Raw genomic sequence first — 20,502 nt, 5'->3', positions numbered from 1 at the left:
GCGGACGCCGCCGGTCCGAGCGACACCGCCGCGCCCGGAAGCTCGAACACGGTGATCCTGCTCGGCGTTGGCGCGGCGATTCTCGTGTCGGTCGCGGCGATCGGCGTGGCAATCCTCCGGCGGCGCGGCTGATCGAGCGTCACACCGTAATCGGCTGTCTCGCAGCGGTTCGCGGGACGGCCGGTCGCGCGCCGACACCCGACCATCGAGCGCCGAAACCGAGCGCCTACGCCGGACCGCCGAGCCTATGCGCGCTCGACGTGACCATCCCGCGCGACGAAGTCGTAGTGGCCCTCGAGCTCCTCGCCGAACGGCAGATCGCCTTCGGCGGCAGAGTTCGCGTCCCCGGCTCCCGCCGTCAATCCGATACGGAACGCGCGACCTTCGGCGCTGTGGTGCAACCGCGTGGCCTTGAGCGCGGCGGGGATGACGATCCGATTGTCGCCGGCCCGGGCGGCGGACTGCGCCAGTTCGAGCACGACCCCGTCGAACCCGAAGTCATCGGTCAGCTCGATGAGCCGTTCGAACAGCGCCTCTTCCTGACCGTCGCGCAGGTCGACGCGGGCGTCCGGTCCGCCGATCGCGAGCAGGACGGTGCGGCCCTGCTCGTGCAGGGCGTCGACCTGTGCGCGAAACTCCCGGCGGGAGAACCGCGCCGGGCGGAAATCGGGGATGGCGTCGTGCCCGCGCTCGCCGGAGACGATCACGACGTTGTACTGCTCGGGTACCTCGGTCAGCAGTGCCGGATCGCCGGAACCCGGCTCGGCGGTCTCCCGCCAGCGCCCGATGTGCAACGTCTCGTTCTCGAATCGCGAGTCCGTGTCGGTCTCACTCACTGCCACCACCACTTCCATGCCGTGTCTCCGATGCGCGACGGGCCGGATAAATCTGCCGCACACCACGTTCGGCGCTGCGATACCCGAGGCTTCCCCGCGGCAAACGTGTCGATCGGCGGCGACCGGCCGCTCCGAGCCCCGCGGTGCCGAGCCCCCGATTCCGCGCGAATCACGAATCGCGGTGGTCACCGTGCGAGAAATCCGGGGCGGCAGGCGCTTCGGAGCTTCACGATCGGCGCGCCCTTCGCTACCCTCCCTGTGATGCGACACATAGTGGCCGTCCTGTGCGGTGTTCTCGTCGGCTTCGCGGCCCCGCACGCGGCGTGGGCGCAGGGCCCGGTGGCAACCCCCGCCGACTCGGTCCCCGCCGCCGGAGCCCTGTTCTACCCCAGCGCTTTCGGCGTGGTCCCGCGCCTGGGCGGCCCGCACTTCTGCTCGGGGGCCGTGGTGGCCTCGCCGTCGCGGGATCTGGTGGTGACCGCCGCGCACTGCGTGTTCGGCCCCGGCGCACTCATCGAGTTCGCGCCGCTGCTGCGCGACGCCGAACTCCCGGCGGGCGTGTGGACGGTGACCGACATGTACATCGACCCCGCCTGGTCGCGCTCGTTCGATCCCGCCCGCGACATCGCGGTCCTGCGGGTCGCCCCGCGTGCGGGCAAGAAGATCGAGGACGTGGTGCCCGGCCTGCCGGTCGCCGCGCCGCGCGCCGGTGTGCCCGTCACCGTCAGCGGGTACCCGCTGGGCCCGGGCGGCCGCCCGATCACCTGCACCGCGCCCCTGGCCGCCGGGGCGGACGGAATAGCCCTGGACTGCGCCGGTTTCGGCGACGGCACCAGCGGCGGCCCCTGGGTTCAGGACGGTCACCTGGTCGGCGTGACCGGCGGGCACGAGCAGGGCGGCTGCGCCGAGGTGGAGTACGGGACCCCGTACGGTCCCGCGATCCAGGCGCTGCTCGATCGGGCGGCGGCCGGCGGGCGCGGCGATGTACTGCCCATCGGTTTCACCGCGAACGGCTGCTGAACGGTTCAGCTGTCGCCGGTGGTCTTGCCCCACACCAGGCAGAACGTGTGGCCCGCCGGATCCCGGAACACGCGAAAGCGGTCCTCGCCCATCGCGTCCGATACGCGGGTCGCGCCGAGTCGCAACACGTCCGGCTGCGCGATGTCGATGTCGCCCACTTCGATGTCGAGATGGAATTGCTGGGAGCCCTGCGGATCGGGGAACAGCGGCGGCTTGTGGTCGGGCGCGAGCTGGAATGCGAACCGCCTGCCCGCGGGGTCGGTCAGCACCGACCACGTCTCATCGGCGTCCTCCACCGTGCCGCCGAGCAGTTTGCGGTAGAAGCGTGCGAGCTCTGCGGGATGTTTGCAGTCCAGGACAATCGAACGAAGCGTTCCGATCATGATCAGAGGGTTGCCGATCTGAAGTCGGCTAAACCGGACGCTGATCGATGCTGTCCTCCGATCGGGCTTCGGGGGAGCGCTACTCGGTTGCGGATGGCTCGGCCGCCGCGTCGTTGACGGCGTTGGCGTGGTCGATGGCGGCCATATGATCCTCGGCCCAGGTGCGCAGGGCGGCCAGCGGAATCTCCAGGGACAGACCCAGTTCGGTGAGTCGATAGTGCACGCGGGGCGGCACGGCCGGCTCGACCCGGCGCACGACCAGACCGTCCCGGACCATACTCTGCAGGGTCACCGACAGCATCTTCTGCGATACCCCGGGCATCCGCCGCCGCAGTTCGGCGAACCGAATCTCGTCCGGCGCGGCCTGCGCGAGGACCTTGACCGCCATCGAGGTCCATTTCGTGCCGATCCGGTCCAGCAACTGCCGGGTCGGACACTGCGCGTCGAACAGATCACCGCGCGCGGGCGTATGGGCGTGCGCCGATCGAGTGGTCACCTGGACCTCACCACCTGTCGTGAAAGTGCCTTCTTCACGGCCCGGCAGACGTTACCTACCGTTTCCTGGTAACCGATGGTAACCGACAGGGAGTCCCATGCCGCACACGTCAGCACCCACCGTCACCCCGATCGAGCTGCGCGGGATCGAGACGAACGGCATCACCGCCAATGTCGCTCTCGCCGGCTCCGGCCCCGCGATCGTTCTGCTGCACGGCTTTCCGCACACGTGGCGACTGTGGACCGAGATCATCGGTCCGCTGGCCGAGCACTACCGGGTCATCGCCCCCGACCTGCGCGGCTTCGGCGCGAGCACCCGCGCCCCGGACGGCTACGACGCCGGCACACTGGCCGAGGACATCGCCGGAATCCTCGATGCGCTCGGCGAACCCACCGCGGCCGTGGTCGCGATCGACGCCGGCACGCCGGTCGCGGTCCTGCTCGCCCTGCGCCATCCCGGCCGGGTCCGACGGCTGGTGGTCATGGAGGCTCTGCTGGGCAGGCTCCCCGGGGCCGAGGATTTCCTGGCCGCGGGCCCGCCGTGGTGGTTCGGATTCCACGCCGCGCCCGGACTCGCCGAAACGGTCCTGCGCGGCAACGAAGCCCGGTACATCGGCTGGTTCCTCGCCACCGGCACCCGCGGCCGTGGCGTCCGGCCGGACATCCACGCCGCGTTCGTCGCGGCCTACGCCGAAGACGACGCCCTGCGCTGCGCCTTCTCCTACTACCGGGACCTGCCGGTCAGCACCCGCCAGCTCGAGCTCGCCGCGGCCGGCCGGCTCACCGTGCCCACCCTCGCGATCGGCGCGCACCCGGTCGGTGACGCCCTGGAGCGACAGCTGCGCCCGATCACCGATGACCTTGCGGGACATGTCATTCCGGACTGCGGTCACATCATCCCGCTGGACCGGCCGCGCGAACTGCTCGGCCTCCTGCTGCCCTTCCTGGCCGGGCTACCCGCCTGATCGCGTCGCGGGATCGCCGCTGCTGTGCGGTGGCGGCTGGGAGGGCTGACAACACCTACGGTGGTCGTGGGGCGACCAACCCGTCCAGCGGTGGTGGCGCGCTACGAACGCCTCGGGCGCGGTATGGGTTGGGTCTGTACATCGAATACCGACTCACGGGAGTGTGACGCTGTGCGAAAACTGACCTTCGGCATGAACCTCAGTCTGGACGGGTACGTCGCCGCGCCCGGAGACGATCTGAGCTGGGGCACCTCGGGTGACGAGCTGTTCGGGTTCTGGTCCGACCGGGTCGGGTCGACGGGGCTGGCGCTGTACGGCCGCCGACTGTGGGAGGGCATGAACGCGCACTGGCCGACCGCCGATCAGCAGCCCGGTGCGACACCGGCGCACATCGAGTACGCCCGCCGCTGGCGGGACATGCCGAAGGTCGTGTTCTCCTCGACGATCGAGGCGGTCGACGGGAACGCCCGCCTGGTCACCGGCGACGCGGTCGCCGAGATCACGCGCCTCAAGGCCGAGGACGGCCCGCCCATGGACATCGCCGGGGCGACCCTCGCCGGTGCGGCCATGCGCGCGGGGCTGATCGACGAGTACACGGTTGTCACCCACCCGGTGCTGATCGGTTCGGGCACACCGTTTTTCGCCCCCGTGGACAACTGGGTGAACCTGAACCTGGTGGAGACCAGGACGTTCCCCGGCGGCGTCCTGCTGGCCAAGTACGAAACCAGGCGCTGACCGGCGACAGCGTCGACCGGGCCGCACGCGGACTCCGCGGCGGTGTCAGCCGAGCCGGGCCAGCACGCCGGTCAAACCCTCCGCCGCCACCTCCGGGTCGCCGATGTCCGCGCCGTGCAACACCTCGTACCAGGGGCCGAGGCGATGCCAGGCCAGCGCGCGGGTGCGCAGGGCATCGGTCACCCCGTAGGTCCGGGACAGTTCGCCGGCGAACTCGGCCGGGGTGCCGAACAGTGCCCAGGCCAGGTCGATCGCGCGGTCGCCGATATGCGCGTCGCCGAAATCGATGACGCCCGTGAGGTGTTCACCGGCGGACAGCACGTGTTCGGGGCCGAGATCGCCGTGAACCAGGGTGTCGGCGGGGGAGCGGAGGATCGCGTCGAGCAGGTTCAGCGCCCGCTGCCGGTGTGAGTCCGGCAGCAACGGAAGCACTTCCGCGCGGAACCGGCGGTCCGCCGCTTCCCGTTCGTCGCGCGTGCGCTCCGCGCGCGGGAAACCACGGTCCCAGGCGGTTTCGGCAGGTGTGCCGTGCAGGGCGAGCAGGAACTCCCCGAGCGCGCGGCCGTGCTCGGCGACCGGCGACTCGAGCGGCTCACCGGGCACGAGCGGGTGACGTACCACCAACGGCGTGCGGGTCACCACCTCGGGAATCGGGACCGGCAGCGGCAGCCGGGCCGCGAGCCACGGCATGACTTCGGTCTCCCGGAGCAGCTGCGCTTCGACTTCGGGCCGGCGCGGGGTGCGCACCACCCAGCGTCCGTCCACCAGGGTCGCCCGACTGTCCCATCCTCCGGAGAATTCCACCCTACGAAAGGTAGTCGGCCACACGGATGCACGCGGGCCTCCCACCGCCGTCGCCCGCCTCGGTGACCGATCGGGGGACGCGTGACAGCCGGTTGGGACGGCTCGGCGTCGACGGCGTGCTCGGGTCTCACGCCTGTTCGTGGGCGGCTGAACAGTTCGTCGGGAGTCGTTCCCGCCGGGTTCACACGTGCGTCGCGCCCAGCCGACCGACCCCGGCTACCGAACGCGTGCGGCGTGGTCGGTGGGACGGCTCGGCGGTGACGGCGGGACGATTGGACCACGCCCTTCGCGAGTGGCCGATCCGCTGGGGGTCTGTTCCACGTCGGGGAACCGGCCGCCCCGTCAGGAGGGCCTGCGCCCCAGCAGCTCCCGGGTGAACTTCGCGACCTCCTCGGGCCGTTCCTCCGCCATGAAGTGGCCGGCGTCGATCGGTTGATAGGTGGCCTCGTCCGCCCATTGACGCCACAGGGCGAGGGCGTCGAAGCCGAGGTGGGAGCCCCAGTCCTGGGAGATCACGGCCACCGGCATCGTCAGTGTCCGGCCGGCGGTGCGGTCGGCGCGGTCCATGTCCAGGTCGATGCCCGCGGTCGCGCGGAAGTCCGCGACGATGGAAGGGACCGTGCGCGTGGAGCTTTCGATGTAGTGGGTGCGGACCTCGGGCGGGAAGGTGGCGCCGGCCGGATCCCAGGCGTCGAGGAAGGAGCCGAAGAAATCGGGGGCCACCGCGGCGATCATCCGCTCGGGCAGGTCGTTCGGCTGGGCCATCAGGTAGAGGTGCCAGGCGACTTTCGCGTCCACACCGTGCAGCACGCCCCAGGTGTCCAGGGTCGGCAGCACGTCCAGAATGCCGAGGTGGGTGACGTTCTCGGGATGATCGAGCGCCGCGCGGACCCCGACCAGCGCGCCGCGGTCGTGACCGATCACCGCGAAGCGCTCGTGGCCCAGGGCCGCCATGGCCGCCACGACGTCCGCGCCCATCGTGCGCTTGGAATAGGTGCCGGGTCCGCTCTCGGGCGGGGCGTCGCTCTCGCCGTAGCCGCGCAGGTCCGGCACGACCACCGTGTGGTCGGCGGCCAGCAGGTGGGCGACGTGTCGCCACATGAGGTGGGTCTGCGGGAAGCCGTGCAACAGCACGACCGGCTCTCCGCTGCCGCCCACGGCGGCGTTCAACTCGATGCCGTCGACGCCGGGGAGGCGTCGGTACTCGAAGCCCTCGATCACGGGATTCGTCATGGCTGCACAACCTTTCACCGGGCGGACCCGGGGTTTCACGAGAAGAGCGCGCGCAGTACGGGCCCGGTGTGATCCGCGCTCGCCCGCAACGCGGGAATGAGGATGGTGTCGACCAGGGTGGCCAGGTAGTCGGGGCCGGACGGCAGGCCGTTGAGCCTGCGCAGCAAGAGCACGGATCCGGCGACTTCCTCGAACGGGAAGGGCTGGGCGCCCGCGGGCAATTCGCCGCGCTCGACAGCCGCCGCGAGGACGGCCGCCGGCAGCTTCGCGCCGGTGGGGCCGGTCGCTTCCTCGAGGTGACGGCACAGATCGGGGTCTTCGAGGCCCGCCTGCAAGAGCATCAGGCTCATCGCGCCGTCGGCGGCGCGCAGGGTGCCGTCGAGGCGCTCGCACAGCGCGAGCAGGTCGCCCCGGAGCGAGCCGGTGTCCACCGCCACCGCATCGCCCCCGGCCGCCGGACCGGCCTTGATCGCGGCGACCACCATGTCGCGCTTGGTTTCCCAGCGCCGGTACAGCGTGGCCTTGGAGGCCCCGGCGCGGCGCGCGACGGCCTCGTAGGAGACAGCGTCGTACCCGGACTCGCCGAGGAGTTCGAGAACGCAGGTGAGGATCTCCGCCTCGCGCGCGGGGTCGCGGGGGCGGCCGGTGGTGGACTCGCCGGTGGCGACTTCCCTATTACGAAACGGCACGGTCCGTATCGTAACACCTCGAGTCGACGGGGATGCCGGGCGGTATGTTGCACCGAGGGCCGCTCGGCGCTGTGACCACGGTCGCACCGCGCCGAGAGCGACGGAAAGTTCACCCGTGCAACACAAGTGGGAGTGGGTATGGCGCAGTAGTGTCGAGTGTTCACCCGCGGGGACGGGTGGCGGATGATGGAGCTGATTGCAGATGGATGACGAGCAGCGGATTCTCACTCCGGGCGAGACGTGCTGGCAGGTCGCGCGGGCGGACAAACTGACGGTCATCGTCGACGCGGCGGACTACTTCAAGCACGCCAAGTCGGCGATGTTGCAGGCCCGCAAGCGGATCGTGCTGATCGGCTGGGACTTCGACACCCGCATCAAGTTCGAGCCGGTGGAGCAGACCCTCGAGGGGCCCAACCGCCTGGGTAAATTCCTGTCCTGGCTGCCCAAACAACGCCCGGATCTCGAGATCTACCTGCTGAAATGGAACGTGGGCGCGTTCGCGGCCATCACGCGCGGGATGACCCCGATCTTCGTCATGAACTGGATGACCGACCGGCGCCTGCACTTCGAGATCGACGGCGCGCACCCGCTGGGATCGGCGCATCACCAGAAGATCGTGGTCATCGACGACGCGCTCGCGTTCTGCGGCGGCATCGACATGACGGTCGACCGCTGGGACACCAGCGATCACCGCGACGACAACCACTTCCGCACCGAGCCCAACGGCAATCGCTACGGGCCCTGGCACGACGCGACCACGGCCGTCGACGGGGAAGCGGCGCAGGCGATCGGGGAGCTGGCGCGGGCGCGCTGGCAGGCGGCCACGGGCGAGCGGCTCGATCCGGTCGAGGCGCTCGAGGGTGACTCGCCGTGGCCCGAAGGGCTCGAGCCCACCATGGAATCGGTGGACCTCGGCATCGCGCGCACCTTCCCCGAACTGGCCGAACGCGCCGAGGTCCGGGAGATCGAACAGCTGTATCTGGCCGCGATCGCCGGTGCGCGAAAGTCCCTGTACATCGAGAGTCAGTACCTGGCCTCGCGCAAGCTCGCCGAGGCGATCGCCGCTCGGCTGCGCGAACCGAACGGTCCGGAGATCGTGCTGGTGCTGCCGCGCAACGCCGACGGCTGGCTCGAGCAGCTCGCGATGGACGGCGCGCGTCGTCGCCTGCTGCATCTGCTGTGGCAGGCCGATATTCATCGGCGGCTGGGCGTCTACTACCCGGTCACCGCCGCCGACGAGCCGATCTACGTGCACGCCAAGATCCTGGTCATGGACGACCGGCTGCTGCGGGTGGGCTCGTCCAATCTCAACAACCGGTCCATGGGTTTCGACACCGAATGCGATCTGGCCGTGGAGGTCACCCCCGACACCGAGAACGGTGATCAGCTGCGCGACACGATCCTCGGCATCCGCCGCCAGCTGCTGTGCGAGCACCTCGAGGCCGATCCCGCGAAGTTCGATGCCACCCTCGCCGAAACCGGTTCTCTCCTGCGCACGGTCGAGGCCCTGCGCGCCCCCGGCCGTACCCTGGTGCGCTTCGAACCCGAGACCGTCGCCGACGAGGACAGCGCCCTGGCCGAGAACGAGCTCATGGATCCCGAGCGCACCCCGCCCAGCCTGTGGGACCGCCCGCTGCTGAGTCGCGGCCTGCGCCGGATGAAGGCCACGGGCTGACTTACTCGGCGGCGGGCTACTCGGCGGCGAGTTCGACCAGTTCGATCGGCCACGGCAGCGCTGCCTCGATGTCCTTCCATCGAGAGCGGTCGTGGGTGATGATCTCCCAGTCGAAATGCCGTGCCACGGTGATGGTGTGGGCCGCGGCGAGGTCGATGCAGTTCGAGGCGGCCAGGACATCGGCGAATTCGCTGGTGTCGGACAGTGTGCAGAGTCCGGTCAGTGCCAAGGTGTCGACATTGTCGATGACACCGTCGAGCCCCTCCCGCTGTTCCTCGCTGAGGCCGGCTTTCGCGCAGGACAGTGCCAATGCCGGTATCGCGATGCGTATTTCGCGATCGGACAGGTGAGCGATGAGGCTGGATGTGGTCAGGGACCCGAACGCGTAAGCGTGCAGGACCGACTCGTCGAAGACATACCCGGTTCCGGTCATCCGCGGCCTGCCTGTCGTGTGGCCGCTCGGGCGGCGAGCATATCGGCCTGCAGTGCTCCGGCCTGCCATGCTTGGGGATCCGCTTGGGCGGCGGCCTTGCGGTTTTCCCAGGCGGTACGTGCCCGGACCTTGATCGATTGCACCGTGTCGAGTAGTCGATTGAGAGTTTGGTCGACGGTTTCGTCGCTCGTTGCGAAGTCGGCAAGCCGTTGGCGAGTTGCGGGCAGGGTGGACATGGTCGTCTTGGCCCGCTTGTCCTTCGCATCCTGCGTCATGCTCTGAGAATATCCGGAATGCTCAGGATATTCCGTACTTCTCGACGTGGTCAGTGGCCTATTTTGTCGAGCCAGGACAGGAGGGTGGGGATCGCCAGGTAGGCGACCGTCGCGTGGGTCGCGCCGGGGATCTGTTCGTAGGTCACGGTGATGCCGAGTTGGCGTTCCCTGGCCACGAAGGCGTCGGTGTCGGCGGGGACCACCAGTTCGTCGTCGCGGCCCTGGGCTATGTAGAGGGGTGCGGCGAAGGGGCGTGAGCCGGCGGAATTCTGGGCGAGGAGATCACTCCAGGGTGGGGTGATCGTGGGGTCGTGGGAGGTGAAGTCGCCGACCAGGGGCTCGCCCATGCGGTGGAGTTCGGACATGTTCTTGATGAGGCAGAGCTGGTTCATCTCGGGGACGATCGATTGCGCCTTGGGTGTGAGGATGTCGTCGAGGTGGGCGCCGGCGGTGTCCGAGTAGACCGTGGCGTAGGCGGTGAAGGCATAGGAGCCGATCGTCACGCCGGAGATGTCGTTCAGGTGGGTGCGCATCAGGGCGGTGAGGTCGGCGGCCGGTGCGGCCGCCGCGACGGCGACGATGTCGAGTTCGGGGGCGTAGGCGGGGGCGTTCTCGGCGGAGAACAGCACAGCCTGGCCGCCCTGCGAATGGCCCCACAGGATCACCGAGGACCCGGCGTGCGCCTCCTCGATCGCCCGCGCGGCCCGCACCGAATCGAGGACGGCGTGCGCTGCGGTCAGGCCGACCAGGTAGGAGTCGGGGCCGGGGGTGCCCATGCCGACGTAGTCCGTGGCGACCACGGTGTAGCCGCGATCGAGCAGGAAGCGCAGGCCCTCGATGTCGAGGAACGGGTCGAAACCGCGTGAGGGCGCGCAGTTCTCGGCCGCGCCGGTCGTGGGATGCCCCCAGGCCAGGACGGTCCGCCCGCGCTCGGGCGCGGGGTCGGCCGGGCTGATGACCACACCGGTCGCCACGGCGGGGGAGCCGTGCACGTCGGTGGTGCGGTACATGATTCGCCAGGCATTCGCGGCGGCCGGTGTGCCGATCAGGGATTCGCTCTTGATCACCGAGCCGGGCGGGCCGTCGAGGACATCCGCGGGTTGTGCGTAGAACGCCGCGAGGCCCGAACGCTCCTCCTCGTCGCCATGCAGCCGGGTGAATTCCACGACCGCCAGGGCGACGAGGAGTGAAACCACGACCACGGCGATCGTTGCGAGCCTGCCGAGTTTGGGCATGACGCCCCACCTTCGTGGATAGCTAGAGGTTGTCTCGAAGGCGATTCTGCCAAACCGGCCGGTCGTTCATCGGTGAAACACGGGCATTTCCCGAGCTGGAATCGACTGCCCGGTTCGCGGGTCAGCCGGGGTGGTCCGTGGCCCGGCGACGCTCGGCACGCTCGGCCTCGAGCTTGCGGAGGTGGCGGAGCATGGCGCAGTCGTCCCGTTCGCACTCCTCACCGTGGTCGCGGAGGCGGCGTTCGATGTCGCGATCGGAGAAGCGGGTGTAGGGGGCGGGCGGGCCGTGATAGACCGCCGGCCGGTCGGTCTTGGGGATGTAGGCGAAGGGGTTGGTCATGCTCGGCTCCTGTGCTGTCCGCAGTGGTGTGGGTGGTCGGTGCGGGGGATGGTGAGGAATCCGCCGTGGGCGAGAGCGATTCGGAGAAAGCGGGCGTCGCGCGCCTCCCGATGGAAACCCCAAGCCGCCCAAGCGATCACGGACATACACATGACGGTGATGGACAAGAGTGCCCATGCGTCCCATGACATTTCGAATCCCTTCGGTCGAAGCTCAATATTTCTGCTTCAGTAGACACCGGGAAATTTCCTGCGAGGTGGGTTCATCATGAAGTGGTATCGAATTCGATGGAAGCCTGCGGCGGACATGTCCGTGGCGGCGAATCCCCAGATAGCGAGGCTAACGAAATGGCCGGATCGACTGTCTCACGAATGGATTTCGGCAACTACATCCAACGGGTGCGCATGGACTCGGGCAAGAGTCTGCTGGCCACCGGCGTGTATCTCGAGGTGTCCCGCCAGACGATCATGCGGCTGGAAGACGGGCTGCCGACGAAGCTCACGACGCCGCAGATCAAAGTCATGCTCGACTTCTACGGTGCGAGCCAGGAAGTCGGCGCTGAGACGCTGATGCTGTGGCGGGAATGCAAGGCGCAGGAGAAAACGGCTAAGGCGCAGGGGAATTCGAAGGGATTCTGGGAGCCGTACGGAGATCAGGTCGCTCCCCAGTACCCGCGCTACCTGCGACTGGAGGGCGCTTCGAACCGCATAACCACGCATCAGCTAGTTCTGGTACCCGGGCTGCTGCAGACCGCTGAATATCGGCGCGCCATCGCCAAGATTGAAACTCCGGATATCTCGGCGGTCGACGCTGAACGTCGAATCGAGTTGAACACGCGGCGACAAGCAGTGCTTGACAATCGCGAAGTTCGTTTCGCTGCATTGGTTTCGGAGGCTGTGTTCCGGCATCGGCCCGGTGGGGCGACAGTCATGGCGGCACAGCTCCGGGCGATTGGTGAATCGAGTGAGCGCGACAATGTCAGTGTTCGCGTCATTCCATTCGCAGCGGGTTCCCATCCGGGCTTGACGATTCAATCGTTCACGTTGTTGCAGTTCCCATCAGGCCTGAGCGGTCTGGTTACGCCGCCGGTGGTGTACCTGAACGGGGCGATGGGTGCTCTCTACCATGAGCAACCCGATGTGATCGCCGAGTATCGAGAGGCGATCATGGGCCTTCGAGCGGTAGCGTTGAGCGAAGACGACACCCGAAACTTGTTGTCGCAGCTTGCAAAGGAGTACGAGGCGTGAGCACATATCCTCCGATTCGTCAGTGGTTCAAGTCCTCCCGATCGTCCACGCAGAGCGAGTGTGTGGAAGTCTTTTTCGAATCGGCGAAGGGGAGTGTTTCCGCTCATTGGTTCAAGGCTTCCAGGTCATCGACGCAGAACGAGTGCGTAGAGGTTTACCTCGGTGACGAAGTCGGCGTGCGGGACTCCAAGAACCCCGGCGGCCCCGAGCTGTGGTTCACCGGTCAGCAGTGGGACAGCTTCCTCGAGAGTCGCGTCTGGGAGCATTGAGCTCCGGACCCGCGCAGTTGCCCCCGCCGAGAGTTGTTCGGTGGGGGCGACTTTCGTTTCACAGCACCAGGGTCGGATCGCGGTGGGTGGCGGCGATCAGGCTGTCGAGCAGGCCGGGGAAGCGGGCGTCGAGGTCCTCGCGGCGCAGTGACTGGAGGGTTTCGCGGCCGTTGGGGCGCTGCCAGATGAGGCCGGCTTCGCGCAGCACCCGGTAGTGGTGGGTGAGGTTGGACTTGGGCACGCCGGGGGCGATGGTGCCGCAGGGCTGTTCGCCGTCACTCGCGAGCTTGCGCACGATGCACAGGCGCAGGGGATTGCCCACGGCGGCAAGGACGTTCGCCAACTGGATCTGGTCCCGCTCGGGATGCGCCGTCATCACCCGTCCAGGATAGCGCGACTGTTGACAGACAGTCGAACTGTACGTAAGTCTATGAACAATCAAACTCATTCGAGAGGTCAGGACATGGGCTCCAGCGCTTCACGTTTCGACGGCAAGATCGCACTCGTCACCGGCGGCAGTAGCGGAATGGGCTTGGCGACCGCGCGCCGCCTGCTCGACGAGGGCGCGAGCGTGATCATCACCGGCCGCGACAAGGCCCGGCTCGAGACCGCCGCCGCGGAGTTGAACGCGGGGGATCGGGTGCTTGCCGTACCCGGGGACGCCGCGGATCTCGCCGACCTCGACACCCTCACCGCCGCGATCGCCGACCGCTTCGGCCGCCTGGACGTGGTGTTCGCGAACGCGGGCACCGGCGCGTTCCAGCCGATCGACGCCGTGACCGAGGCGGAGTTCTACCGGGTGATCGATCTCAACTTCAAATCGGTGTTCTTCACGATCCAGCGGACCATCCCGCTGCTGGCCGACCACGGCGCGATCGTCATCAACGCCTCGTTCGCCGTGCACCGCGGCTCCCCGGGCTCGGCCCTGTATTCCGCGACGAAGGCGGCCATCCACAATCTGGCCCGCACCGTCGCCGCCGAACTCGCCCCCCGCGGCATCCGGGTGAACTCCGTGAGCCCCGGCTACACCGCGACCCCCGCCTTCTATGCCGAAGCATCTCCCGAAATGCAAATCGGCGCGGCCGCTTCGGTCCCCGCCGCTCGGATAGGAACGTCCGAGGATGTGGCCGCCGCCGTAGCCTTCCTCGCGTCCCCCGAGGCGTCCTATATCAACGGCCACGATCTCCAGGTGGACGGCGGCCTGATCAACGTCACCCCGGCGGCCATGATCTGACCCGCGAACGCCGATGTCCCGGCCGAGAATTCGGCCGGGACATCGCTACCGGCTCCCGCGCGGGCGGAGTCGGGGTTCTACGGCCGCGGGCTCGCCTGGAACAGCGACCACATCCGGTTGAGCATCTCGGTCTTGCGCGCCCCGGTCGGCCACCCGTGACTGCCGTTGTTGTAGACCCGCCACAGCACCTTGGTGCCGTCCGCGCAGTCCCAGATCTTGGAGTCCTTCACATCGGTGCCGCCGTCACCGCGCTCGTTCGAGCACGGCCGGTTCTCCCAACTCCAGTACATGACATGGCTGTACGCGACCGGTTCGAACACGACCGGGTCACTGGCGGAGGCGAATACGCCCCAGGAGATGGCGCGCGAGGGGTTGCACCCGGTCGGCGGCGGCGCGGGCGCGTAGACCGCGCCGGAAGCGAACAGCTCCGGGGCGACACAGCCGGCGCGCGAGGCCATCTGGCCGCCGTTGGAGTGCCCGCTCAGATGGATCCGCTTGGGATTGACGCAGTACGTCGCCCGCACATTGGCGACCACGGCCTTGATGTAGTTGACGTCGGCGTCGTTCGCGTCCCAGCCCCACTGGTCGGTGCCCTCGGACTTGCCGCCGCGCGGGTACACCACGATGAACTTCTTCTGGTCCGCGAGCGCGTTCCAGCCCGAAGCGTCCTGGTGCGTCTGCGGATTGGACTGGCCGCCGTGGATCGCGACCACCATCGGCGCGCCGCTCGCGGAGATCCCGGACGGGACGTGGATGCGGTAGCCGCCGCGCTGGCTGAAGGGAACGTAGCCCGACTTCGCGGTCGTCGAGCAGGCCGCCGCCATCGCGCTCGGATCCTCGAAGCTCCCCTCGTCGGCGGCCGCGGGTCCGGCCGCCACCGAGACCGCGAGGGTCATTGCTGCACAGGTCGCGCCCACCAGCGCGGCCATTCGTTTGAGAAGTGAGGACGCCACGGAATCTCCTTGCGTACGAACGTAATCGGACACAGGAAAGCCGACGCTCCAATGCCGCGGCGAGCCCCCATTATTGGGGGTGCGCCAAAGGGCATGTGCCACTTCGATTATGCGATAGCATAGGCGCAGTCATGCGTTGGTAAACCTGTGGCCCGGCGTACGTGCGGGTCCATTCACTCTGTTGTAGGTAGTGATCGGAGCTGATCGGAACGCGCATCGGCGGGAACTGTCTACATCCAGCGAATAGTCAGCTCTCACCCTTGAGCTGCTTCAGCACAAGATCGACGAAGGCGTCGACCTCGGGCCGGTGATACGACGGCGCGCCGTGCGCCGCGATGTGAAACGTGGTGGCGCGCACCTCTTCCGCGGTCAATCCATTGGGCCCGTCATGGGCGAGGGTGGCCGCGAGCCGGTCCAGGAAAGCCCCGACCTCCTCGGTCGAGTACCCCGGTAAGCCGAACGGAGGAGCGGAGAAGTGCACGCGCAGCACGTCGTCGTGGGTGAGGGTGTCCTCCACCCGGCCGGCCGGTGTGCGGCCCCCGCCCAGGCGCAGCAGTTCCAGCTCCTTGCAGACCTGGTCGAGGAAGTCGTCGACCTGCTCGCAGTCGTAGCCGCGGCGGCCGAAGGGCGGGCCGTCGAACACGGCAAGGCGGATGTCGGCGGCGCTGAGATGGTCACGGCCACCCATGGTTTCGGCTATCCGCGCGCAGAAGGCATCCACCTGTTCCGGGTGGTAGCCGTGATGCCCGAAAGGGGCAGATCCGAACTGCCTGCGGCGTACATCCTCGGGGGTCACGAGCGTCATTGTGCCAATGCCCTCATGTCCGAATCGTCGCCGCCCCTTGCCGATCCGATTCGTCCGGTCAATCCTTTCGCACGCCGTCGATGATCAGTCGGCGAATCGCCTGCGTGAGGTCGGCCGAGAGCCCGTGATCGGGATTGCGCAGCCCGTGCAGGATCGCGCTCAAGATCATGCCGGTCACGGCGCGCGAGGTGTTGACGGTATCGAGGTCGGCGCGCAGATAACCCTGTTCCACCCCGTGCTCGAGGTAGGCCGTGGTGAGCGCGTCGGCGGTGTCGAGCAGACCGTACAGCCGGGTGGTCAGCTCGATATCGATGCCGGTGGCCTGGAACAGCAGCAGCTGTGCCACCCGGCGGTCCTCGAGGAAGATGTCGTTCAACGCGCCGCCGATGCGCTCCAGCTGCACCCGGTACTCCGCCAGGCTCTCGGCCGCGTCGGGGGCGTTCTCGAGACCCAGCGACGCCACGATGCGCGCGGCCAGATCGTCGATGACGTGATCGATGATGTCGCGCTTGTTCGCGAAGTACCGATAGAACGTGCCGTGCCCGATGCCCAGCTCACCGGCGATATCGGCGATGCCGGTGGCGTGATAGCCCTTCTCGGCGAAGCAGGCGAACGCGGTATCGATGATCTCCTGGCGGAGCTCGGCCTTGCGCCGTTCGATGCGGGAGGATGGCTTCGTCACCCCGCCGATGATACGGTGTTCACAAACGGAATGAGATGTCATTCCGTGACAAGTGAGTCACAGCGGCCGGGTTGGGACGCTGATTTACAGGGAGGTTCGGCGTGGCACCTCAGTACGACGCCATCGTGGTCGGTGCGGGTTTCGGCGGTATGGGCGCCGGCATCCAATTGGATCGGCTCGGTCTGAGCAACTTCGTGATCCTGGAGCGCGAGAACGATCTCGGCGGCACCTGGCACGTCAATCGCTACCCGGGACTGGCCGTGGACATCGCCTCGGTCACCTACTCCTATTCCTTCGAGCCCAACCCGAACTGGTCCCGCCTGTTCGCCCCGGGCTCCGAGCTCAAGAAGTACGCCGAGCATGTGGCCGACAAGTACGACCTGCGCCGGCGCATGCGCTTCGACACCGTCGTCGGGGGAGCGCGCTGGGACGAGGAGCAGCAGCAGTGGGTCGTGGCCGTCGAAGGCGGTGAATCCCTCACCGCGCGTTACCTGCTCGCGGCGACCGGCTTCCTGTCCCAGCCGTACACCCCGCCGTTCCCCGGCATCGACACCTTCGCGGGCAGGATCATCCACACCACCGCGTGGCAGGACGACTACGACCTGACCGATACCAAGACCGCCATCATCGGCACCGGCGCGACCGCCGTGCAGCTGATCCCGGAGATCGCGAAGAAGGCCAAGGCACTCACCGTCTTCCAGCGCACCCCGATCTGGGTGGTGCCCAAGGTCGACACCGCGATCCCCAAGCCGGTGCAGTCGCTGTTCGCGCGGGTCCCGGTGACGCAGAAGGCCGCTCGCCTGGCCAACACCGCCATGCTCGAGGCCCTCATGGTCGTGGGCGTGCTGCACTTCAAGCAGGCCAAGCCGCTGAACAAGGCCGCCGCCGCGCTCGCCAAGGCGCACCTGCGGACTTCGGTGCACGATCCGGAGACGCGCAAGAAGCTCACGCCGGACTACGATTTCGGCTGCAAGCGCCCCACGTTCTCGAACCTGTACTTCAAGACCTTCAACGAACCGCACGTGCGCCTGGAGACCAACTCCATCGATCACATCGAGCCCGACGGCATCGTCACCGCCGACGGCCACAAGACCGAGATCGACACCCTGGTGCTGGCCACCGGCTTCAACCTGTGGGACGTGAACTTCCCGGCCATCGAGATCATCGGCCGCGACGGGCTGAACCTCGGAAAGTTCTGGCGCGACAACCGCTTCCAGGCCTACGAGGGCATCACGGTGCCGAAGTTCCCCAACTTCATCAGCCTCAACAGCCCGTACTCCTACAGCGGCCTGTCGTACTTCACCACCATCGAAGCCCAGATGAAGCACATGGCCCGGCTCTTCGGTGAGATGTTCCGGCGCGGCGCGAAGACCTTCGAGGTCACCGAGTCGGCCAACGCCGAGTTCCTGGACCGGGTCACCGACAAGCTCGACTCCTCGGTGTTCTACGGCGGTCAGTGCTCGACCGCGCGCAGCTACTACTACAACCAGCACGGCGAAGCCGCGCTGCTGCGCCCGACCACCACCATGAACGCCCACCGCGAGGCCGTGAGCTTCCCGCTCGACGATTACGCCTACGGCGAACAGCCCGCCTGATCCGGACACCGCGATCGGGCACCCGGGTGCTTGATCGGATACGAGGTCTGTGGCCGAGCGATCAGGGCACCTCGACCGCAGACCTACACGCGGAATCCTGGGCACACGCTGGCCAATGCTCCCGCGTGAATGTTCGTGGCCCGTCTCGTTCTGGACTGAGTGGAGCGGGGGAGCGAAGCGGAGGAGCGGAGGGAGGGAAGAACGAGACCTCCGGGGCCACGAACCCGCCCGGAGCGAAGCGGAGGGCAGTTAGATACAGCAGGTCGGCGCGGCCTACTCGGCGGATAGCTGGCAGACTGTCTTGGCAACGACCCATTCGACCACCTGACTAGGGGCTGACTTCGACGATGGACCTCCTGCTGCCACTGCTTCTGGTTGCTCTGCTCATCCCGATGTTCCTGGGCGTCCGCCGCCAGAAGCGGGAGATGGCCAAGGTCACCGAGATGCAGGACAACCTGAAGGTCGGCGACGCGGTGATCACCACCTCCGGGCTCTACGGCACCGTGGTCGACGTCGATGACACCTCCGTCGACCTGGAGATCGCCGAGGACGTCGTGACCACCTGGTCGCGCGCCGCGATCCGCGAGGTCCGCGCCGAGGAGACCACCGCCGGCGAGTCGGTCGATACGGATTCGGCCGTCGCGGCCACCCCGGCCGAGGCCGACGCCGTGGAGGCCGCTGCCGTCGAGACCACCGGGGAACCCGGTTCCGTGCTCGGCGATCGGCCCGAGACCTCCGACGAGAACCCGAAGCTGTCCAAGGACTGACACGTCCCCGCGCCGTCGGCCGCCGCATCCGGCGACCGGCGGCGCTGCGGTGTGCCCGCTCGTTCCACCACCCATCCGCCTAGGAGATAACTGCTGTGCCACCTTCCCAGGGAACGGCGCATCCCATGCGCCTGCTCGGCGTGTACGCCGCACTGGTGGCCGTGATGTTTGGCCTGGTGTTCTTCACCGGTGACAAGTCCGCGACCCCCAAGCTCGGCATCGACCTGCAGGGCGGTACCCGCGTCACGCTGACGCCGCGCACCCCCGACGGCGGCAAGCCGAGCAAGGACAGCCTGCAGAAGGCGCAGGACATCATCGAGCAGCGCGTCAACGGCCTGGGCGTCTCGGGATCCGAGGTCGTCATCGAAGGCGACAACCTCGTGATCACGGTCCCGGGTGAGGACGGCGCGCAGGCTCGTACGCTGGCCACCACCGCCAAGCTCTACATCCGCCCGGTGATCGGCCAGCCGATTCCGCCGCAGGTGAAGAACGGCAAGCCGGTCAATCCGCAGCAGCCGCAACAGCCGCAGCAGCCCCAGCCCGGCGCGCCGGAAGCGGTCGCGCCGACCACCTCGGGCGCACCGACCACCGCGGAGAACCCGCCGGCCACCGGTGAGGCTCCCGCGCAACAGAATCGGGTGTTCCCGGCTCAGGCGCCGACCACCGACGCGCCCGCGCCGACGACCGACGCTCCGGCTCCCGCCCCGGCCTCACCGGAGCAGGCGCAGAAGGAAATCGCCGAGGCCAAGGCGCTGCGCCAGAGCACCGATCAGACGATTCAGCAGACCGCCATGCTGACCATGGACTGCACCAAGCCGGATCCGTTGCAGGGCAACGACGATCCCAACCTGCCGCTGGTCGCCTGCAGCGCCGACGGCACCGAGGTCTACCTCCTGGACAAGAGCCGGCTCGACGGCCAGGAGATCAAGGACGCGCGGGGCCAGTTCAACGCGCAGGAATCCAAGTGGACCGTGGACGTGGAGTTCAAGTCCGGCGGCGCGGACACCTGGGGCAAGCTGACCACGGAGTTCTACCAGAAGCAGCTGGCCTTCGTGCTCGACACCAAGGTCGTGAGCGCACCGCAGGTGCAGGCCGCCGGTCAGTACACCGGCAGCACCTCGATCTCGGGCACCGGCATCAACAAGACCACCGCGACCGAACTCGGCAACACCCTCAAGTACGGCTCGCTGCCGCTGTCGTTCTCGACCTCCGAGGCCGAAACCGTCTCGGCGACACTGGGTCTGTCCTCGCTGCGCGCGGGTCTGATCGCGGGTGCGATCGGCCTGATCGCGGTGCTGCTGTACTGCCTGCTCTACTACCGCATGCTCGGCTTCCTGGCCGGTTTCTCGCTGCTCGCGGCGGGCGTGGCGGTGTACCTGATCATCGTGCTGCTGGGCCGGTCCATCGGGTTCACCCTCGATTTGGCCGGTATCGCCGGTCTGATCATCGGCATCGGTATGACGGCCGACTCGTTCGTCGTGTTCTTCGAGCGAATAAAGGACGAGATGCGCGAGGGCCGCAGTTTCCGGTCCGCCGTGCCCAAGGGCTGGGCGCGTGCCCAGCGCACCAACCTCTCCGGTAAGACGGTCAGCCTCATCGCCTCGGCGGTGCTGTACCTGCTCGCCGCCGGACAGGTGAAGGGCTTCGCGTTCACCCTCGGCGTCACCACCGTGCTCGACGTCATCGTGCTGTACCTGGTCACCGCGCCGCTCATGATGATGGCCTCGAAGTCGCCGTTCTGGGCCAAGCCCTCGGTGAACGGGCTCGGCGCCGTCGCTCAGATTGCCCGGGAACGCAAGGCGGCCGCCGGCGTCCTGGTGAAGGAGGCGTGA

The 20,502-nt window shown here is 68.0% G+C and carries 24 protein-coding genes; 10 read left to right on the top strand and 14 right to left on the bottom strand.

The genetic code is table 11. The features are described from left to right. Positions 1 to 245 precede the first annotated feature (245 nt). Complete coding sequence (locus tag ABZ319_RS14880) at positions 246 to 836, bottom strand: hypothetical protein (protein WP_354986935.1); 591 nt, start codon at positions 834 to 836, stop codon at positions 246 to 248. A gap of 261 nt (positions 837 to 1,097) precedes the next feature. Between ABZ319_RS14880 and ABZ319_RS14875 the strand changes: the two genes are divergently transcribed. Continuing rightward, positions 1,098 to 1,856: a serine protease gene (locus ABZ319_RS14875; RefSeq protein WP_354986934.1), complete on the top strand. Its 759-nt coding sequence runs from the start codon at positions 1,098 to 1,100 to the stop codon at positions 1,854 to 1,856. Between the two features lie 5 nt (positions 1,857 to 1,861). Here ABZ319_RS14875 and ABZ319_RS14870 read toward each other — a convergent pair whose 3' ends face one another. After that, positions 1,862 to 2,239: a VOC family protein gene (locus ABZ319_RS14870; protein WP_354986933.1), complete on the bottom strand. Its 378-nt coding sequence runs from the start codon at positions 2,237 to 2,239 to the stop codon at positions 1,862 to 1,864. A gap of 79 nt (positions 2,240 to 2,318) precedes the next feature. Continuing rightward, entirely contained in the window at positions 2,319 to 2,735 is a 417-nt protein-coding gene (locus tag ABZ319_RS14865; RefSeq protein WP_354986932.1) for a helix-turn-helix domain-containing protein, read from the bottom strand. A 97-nt stretch (positions 2,736 to 2,832) separates the two neighbouring features. Between ABZ319_RS14865 and ABZ319_RS14860 the strand changes: the two genes are divergently transcribed. Both ABZ319_RS14860 and ABZ319_RS14855 read left to right on the top strand, forming a co-directional pair. Further along, positions 2,833 to 3,699, top strand: a complete 867-nt coding sequence (locus ABZ319_RS14860; protein WP_354986931.1) for an alpha/beta hydrolase — start codon at positions 2,833 to 2,835, stop codon at positions 3,697 to 3,699. A gap of 171 nt (positions 3,700 to 3,870) precedes the next feature. Beyond that, positions 3,871 to 4,434, top strand: a complete 564-nt coding sequence (locus ABZ319_RS14855; protein WP_354986930.1) for a dihydrofolate reductase family protein — start codon at positions 3,871 to 3,873, stop codon at positions 4,432 to 4,434. Between the two features lie 45 nt (positions 4,435 to 4,479). On the opposite strand, the gene ABZ319_RS14850 is transcribed toward ABZ319_RS14855, so the two are convergent. The 3 genes from ABZ319_RS14850 to ABZ319_RS14840 all read right to left on the bottom strand — a co-directional run bounded on the left by ABZ319_RS14850 (position 4,480) and on the right by ABZ319_RS14840 (position 7,160). Continuing rightward, positions 4,480 to 5,238 carry a phosphotransferase gene (locus tag ABZ319_RS14850; protein WP_354986929.1) on the bottom strand — a complete coding sequence of 253 codons (759 nt, stop codon included), beginning with the start codon at positions 5,236 to 5,238 and terminating at the stop codon, positions 4,480 to 4,482. Between the two features lie 342 nt (positions 5,239 to 5,580). Continuing rightward, positions 5,581 to 6,471 carry an alpha/beta hydrolase gene (locus tag ABZ319_RS14845; protein ID WP_354986928.1) on the bottom strand — a complete coding sequence of 297 codons (891 nt, stop codon included), beginning with the start codon at positions 6,469 to 6,471 and terminating at the stop codon, positions 5,581 to 5,583. Between the two features lie 35 nt (positions 6,472 to 6,506). Next, complete coding sequence (locus tag ABZ319_RS14840; RefSeq protein WP_354986927.1) at positions 6,507 to 7,160, bottom strand: TetR/AcrR family transcriptional regulator; 654 nt, start codon at positions 7,158 to 7,160, stop codon at positions 6,507 to 6,509. Positions 7,161 to 7,362: 202 nt separating this feature from the next. Here ABZ319_RS14840 and ABZ319_RS14835 point away from each other — a divergent pair, with 202 nt between their 5' ends. Then, entirely contained in the window at positions 7,363 to 8,835 is a 1,473-nt protein-coding gene (locus ABZ319_RS14835; protein ID WP_354986926.1) for a phospholipase D-like domain-containing protein, read from the top strand. Between the two features lie 16 nt (positions 8,836 to 8,851). Here ABZ319_RS14835 and ABZ319_RS14830 read toward each other — a convergent pair whose 3' ends face one another. The 4 genes from ABZ319_RS14830 to ABZ319_RS14815 all read right to left on the bottom strand — a co-directional run bounded on the left by ABZ319_RS14830 (position 8,852) and on the right by ABZ319_RS14815 (position 11,118). Continuing rightward, positions 8,852 to 9,268: a hypothetical protein gene (locus tag ABZ319_RS14830; protein ID WP_354986925.1), complete on the bottom strand. Its 417-nt coding sequence runs from the start codon at positions 9,266 to 9,268 to the stop codon at positions 8,852 to 8,854. Continuing rightward, entirely contained in the window at positions 9,265 to 9,543 is a 279-nt protein-coding gene (locus ABZ319_RS14825) for a hypothetical protein (protein ID WP_354986924.1), read from the bottom strand. The genes ABZ319_RS14830 and ABZ319_RS14825 overlap by 4 nt, the downstream gene beginning before the upstream one ends. A 50-nt stretch (positions 9,544 to 9,593) precedes the next feature. Beyond that, on the bottom strand, positions 9,594 to 10,778 hold the full coding sequence (locus ABZ319_RS14820; RefSeq protein ID WP_354986923.1) for an alpha/beta fold hydrolase: 1,185 nt from the start codon (positions 10,776 to 10,778) through the stop codon (positions 9,594 to 9,596). Between the two features lie 121 nt (positions 10,779 to 10,899). After that, positions 10,900 to 11,118 (bottom strand): hypothetical protein, encoded by a 219-nt coding sequence (locus ABZ319_RS14815; protein ID WP_354986922.1) that lies wholly within the window; start codon positions 11,116 to 11,118, stop codon positions 10,900 to 10,902. 371 nt (positions 11,119 to 11,489) lie between these two features. Between ABZ319_RS14815 and ABZ319_RS14810 the strand changes: the two genes are divergently transcribed. Both ABZ319_RS14810 and ABZ319_RS14805 read left to right on the top strand, forming a co-directional pair. Continuing rightward, positions 11,490 to 12,365: a DUF5753 domain-containing protein gene (locus tag ABZ319_RS14810; RefSeq protein WP_354986921.1), complete on the top strand. Its 876-nt coding sequence runs from the start codon at positions 11,490 to 11,492 to the stop codon at positions 12,363 to 12,365. Further along, positions 12,362 to 12,634, top strand: coding sequence for a DUF397 domain-containing protein (locus ABZ319_RS14805; protein WP_354986920.1), 273 nt, complete (start codon positions 12,362 to 12,364; stop codon positions 12,632 to 12,634). Before ABZ319_RS14810 ends, ABZ319_RS14805 begins: the two co-directional genes overlap by 4 nt. 58 nt (positions 12,635 to 12,692) lie before the next feature. Here the strand turns inward: ABZ319_RS14805 and ABZ319_RS14800 are convergent, their stop codons facing one another. Further along, positions 12,693 to 13,010, bottom strand: a complete 318-nt coding sequence (locus ABZ319_RS14800; protein ID WP_354986919.1) for a helix-turn-helix domain-containing protein — start codon at positions 13,008 to 13,010, stop codon at positions 12,693 to 12,695. Between the two features lie 87 nt (positions 13,011 to 13,097). Here ABZ319_RS14800 and ABZ319_RS14795 point away from each other — a divergent pair, with 87 nt between their 5' ends. Continuing rightward, entirely contained in the window at positions 13,098 to 13,868 is a 771-nt protein-coding gene (locus ABZ319_RS14795; protein WP_354986918.1) for a glucose 1-dehydrogenase, read from the top strand. Positions 13,869 to 13,945: 77 nt separating this feature from the next. Here ABZ319_RS14795 and ABZ319_RS14790 read toward each other — a convergent pair whose 3' ends face one another. The 3 genes from ABZ319_RS14790 to ABZ319_RS14780 form a co-directional block, all read right to left on the bottom strand. Then, positions 13,946 to 14,821 (bottom strand): PHB depolymerase family esterase, encoded by an 876-nt coding sequence (locus tag ABZ319_RS14790; protein ID WP_354986917.1) that lies wholly within the window; start codon positions 14,819 to 14,821, stop codon positions 13,946 to 13,948. Between the two features lie 247 nt (positions 14,822 to 15,068). Beyond that, positions 15,069 to 15,626: a DivIVA domain-containing protein gene (locus ABZ319_RS14785; RefSeq protein WP_354986916.1), complete on the bottom strand. Its 558-nt coding sequence runs from the start codon at positions 15,624 to 15,626 to the stop codon at positions 15,069 to 15,071. A 58-nt stretch (positions 15,627 to 15,684) separates the two neighbouring features. Next, positions 15,685 to 16,350, bottom strand: coding sequence for a TetR/AcrR family transcriptional regulator (locus ABZ319_RS14780; protein ID WP_354986915.1), 666 nt, complete (start codon positions 16,348 to 16,350; stop codon positions 15,685 to 15,687). 59 nt (positions 16,351 to 16,409) lie between these two features. On the opposite strand from ABZ319_RS14780, the gene ABZ319_RS14775 reads away from it, so the two are divergent. The 3 genes from ABZ319_RS14775 to secD all read left to right on the top strand — a co-directional run bounded on the left by ABZ319_RS14775 (position 16,410) and on the right by secD (position 20,502). Next, positions 16,410 to 17,903, top strand: coding sequence for an NAD(P)/FAD-dependent oxidoreductase (locus ABZ319_RS14775; protein WP_354986914.1), 1,494 nt, complete (start codon positions 16,410 to 16,412; stop codon positions 17,901 to 17,903). A 347-nt stretch (positions 17,904 to 18,250) separates the two neighbouring features. Then, positions 18,251 to 18,670 (top strand): preprotein translocase subunit YajC, encoded by a 420-nt coding sequence (gene yajC, locus ABZ319_RS14770; RefSeq protein ID WP_354986913.1) that lies wholly within the window; start codon positions 18,251 to 18,253, stop codon positions 18,668 to 18,670. Between the two features lie 95 nt (positions 18,671 to 18,765). Then, positions 18,766 to 20,502 (top strand): protein translocase subunit SecD, encoded by a 1,737-nt coding sequence (gene secD, locus ABZ319_RS14765; protein ID WP_354986912.1) that lies wholly within the window; start codon positions 18,766 to 18,768, stop codon positions 20,500 to 20,502.

Source organism: Nocardia sp. NPDC005978 (assembly GCF_040614455.1).
In the GTDB taxonomy this organism is placed as follows: Bacteria; Actinomycetota; Actinomycetes; order Mycobacteriales; family Mycobacteriaceae; genus Nocardia.
Note: the sequence above shows the minus strand (reverse complement) of the source record. Positions and strands in the feature narration are given on the sequence as shown.

What these genes read in the sequence shown, in the direction of transcription:
- ABZ319_RS14875 (WP_354986934.1), top strand. Translation starts at nt 1,098, where the DNA reads ATGCGACACATAGTGGCCGTCCTGTGCGGTGTTCTCGTCGGCTTCGCG.
- ABZ319_RS14835 (WP_354986926.1), top strand. Translation starts at nt 7,363, where the DNA reads ATGGATGACGAGCAGCGGATTCTCACTCCGGGCGAGACGTGCTGGCAG.
- ABZ319_RS14845 (WP_354986928.1), bottom strand. Translation starts at nt 6,471, where the DNA reads ATGACGAATCCCGTGATCGAGGGCTTCGAGTACCGACGCCTCCCCGGC.
- ABZ319_RS14795 (WP_354986918.1), top strand. Translation starts at nt 13,098, where the DNA reads ATGGGCTCCAGCGCTTCACGTTTCGACGGCAAGATCGCACTCGTCACC.
- ABZ319_RS14825 (WP_354986924.1), bottom strand. Translation starts at nt 9,543, where the DNA reads ATGACGCAGGATGCGAAGGACAAGCGGGCCAAGACGACCATGTCCACC.
- ABZ319_RS14810 (WP_354986921.1), top strand. Translation starts at nt 11,490, where the DNA reads ATGGATTTCGGCAACTACATCCAACGGGTGCGCATGGACTCGGGCAAG.
- ABZ319_RS14860 (WP_354986931.1), top strand. Translation starts at nt 2,833, where the DNA reads ATGCCGCACACGTCAGCACCCACCGTCACCCCGATCGAGCTGCGCGGG.
- ABZ319_RS14785 (WP_354986916.1), bottom strand. Translation starts at nt 15,626, where the DNA reads ATGACGCTCGTGACCCCCGAGGATGTACGCCGCAGGCAGTTCGGATCT.
- ABZ319_RS14780 (WP_354986915.1), bottom strand. Translation starts at nt 16,350, where the DNA reads ATGACATCTCATTCCGTTTGTGAACACCGTATCATCGGCGGGGTGACG.
- ABZ319_RS14800 (WP_354986919.1), bottom strand. Translation starts at nt 13,010, where the DNA reads ATGACGGCGCATCCCGAGCGGGACCAGATCCAGTTGGCGAACGTCCTT.
- ABZ319_RS14870 (WP_354986933.1), bottom strand. Translation starts at nt 2,239, where the DNA reads ATGATCGGAACGCTTCGTTCGATTGTCCTGGACTGCAAACATCCCGCA.
- ABZ319_RS14830 (WP_354986925.1), bottom strand. Translation starts at nt 9,268, where the DNA reads ATGACCGGAACCGGGTATGTCTTCGACGAGTCGGTCCTGCACGCTTAC.
- ABZ319_RS14815 (WP_354986922.1), bottom strand. Translation starts at nt 11,118, where the DNA reads ATGACCAACCCCTTCGCCTACATCCCCAAGACCGACCGGCCGGCGGTC.
- yajC (WP_354986913.1), top strand. Translation starts at nt 18,251, where the DNA reads ATGGACCTCCTGCTGCCACTGCTTCTGGTTGCTCTGCTCATCCCGATG.
- ABZ319_RS14820 (WP_354986923.1), bottom strand. Translation starts at nt 10,778, where the DNA reads ATGCCCAAACTCGGCAGGCTCGCAACGATCGCCGTGGTCGTGGTTTCA.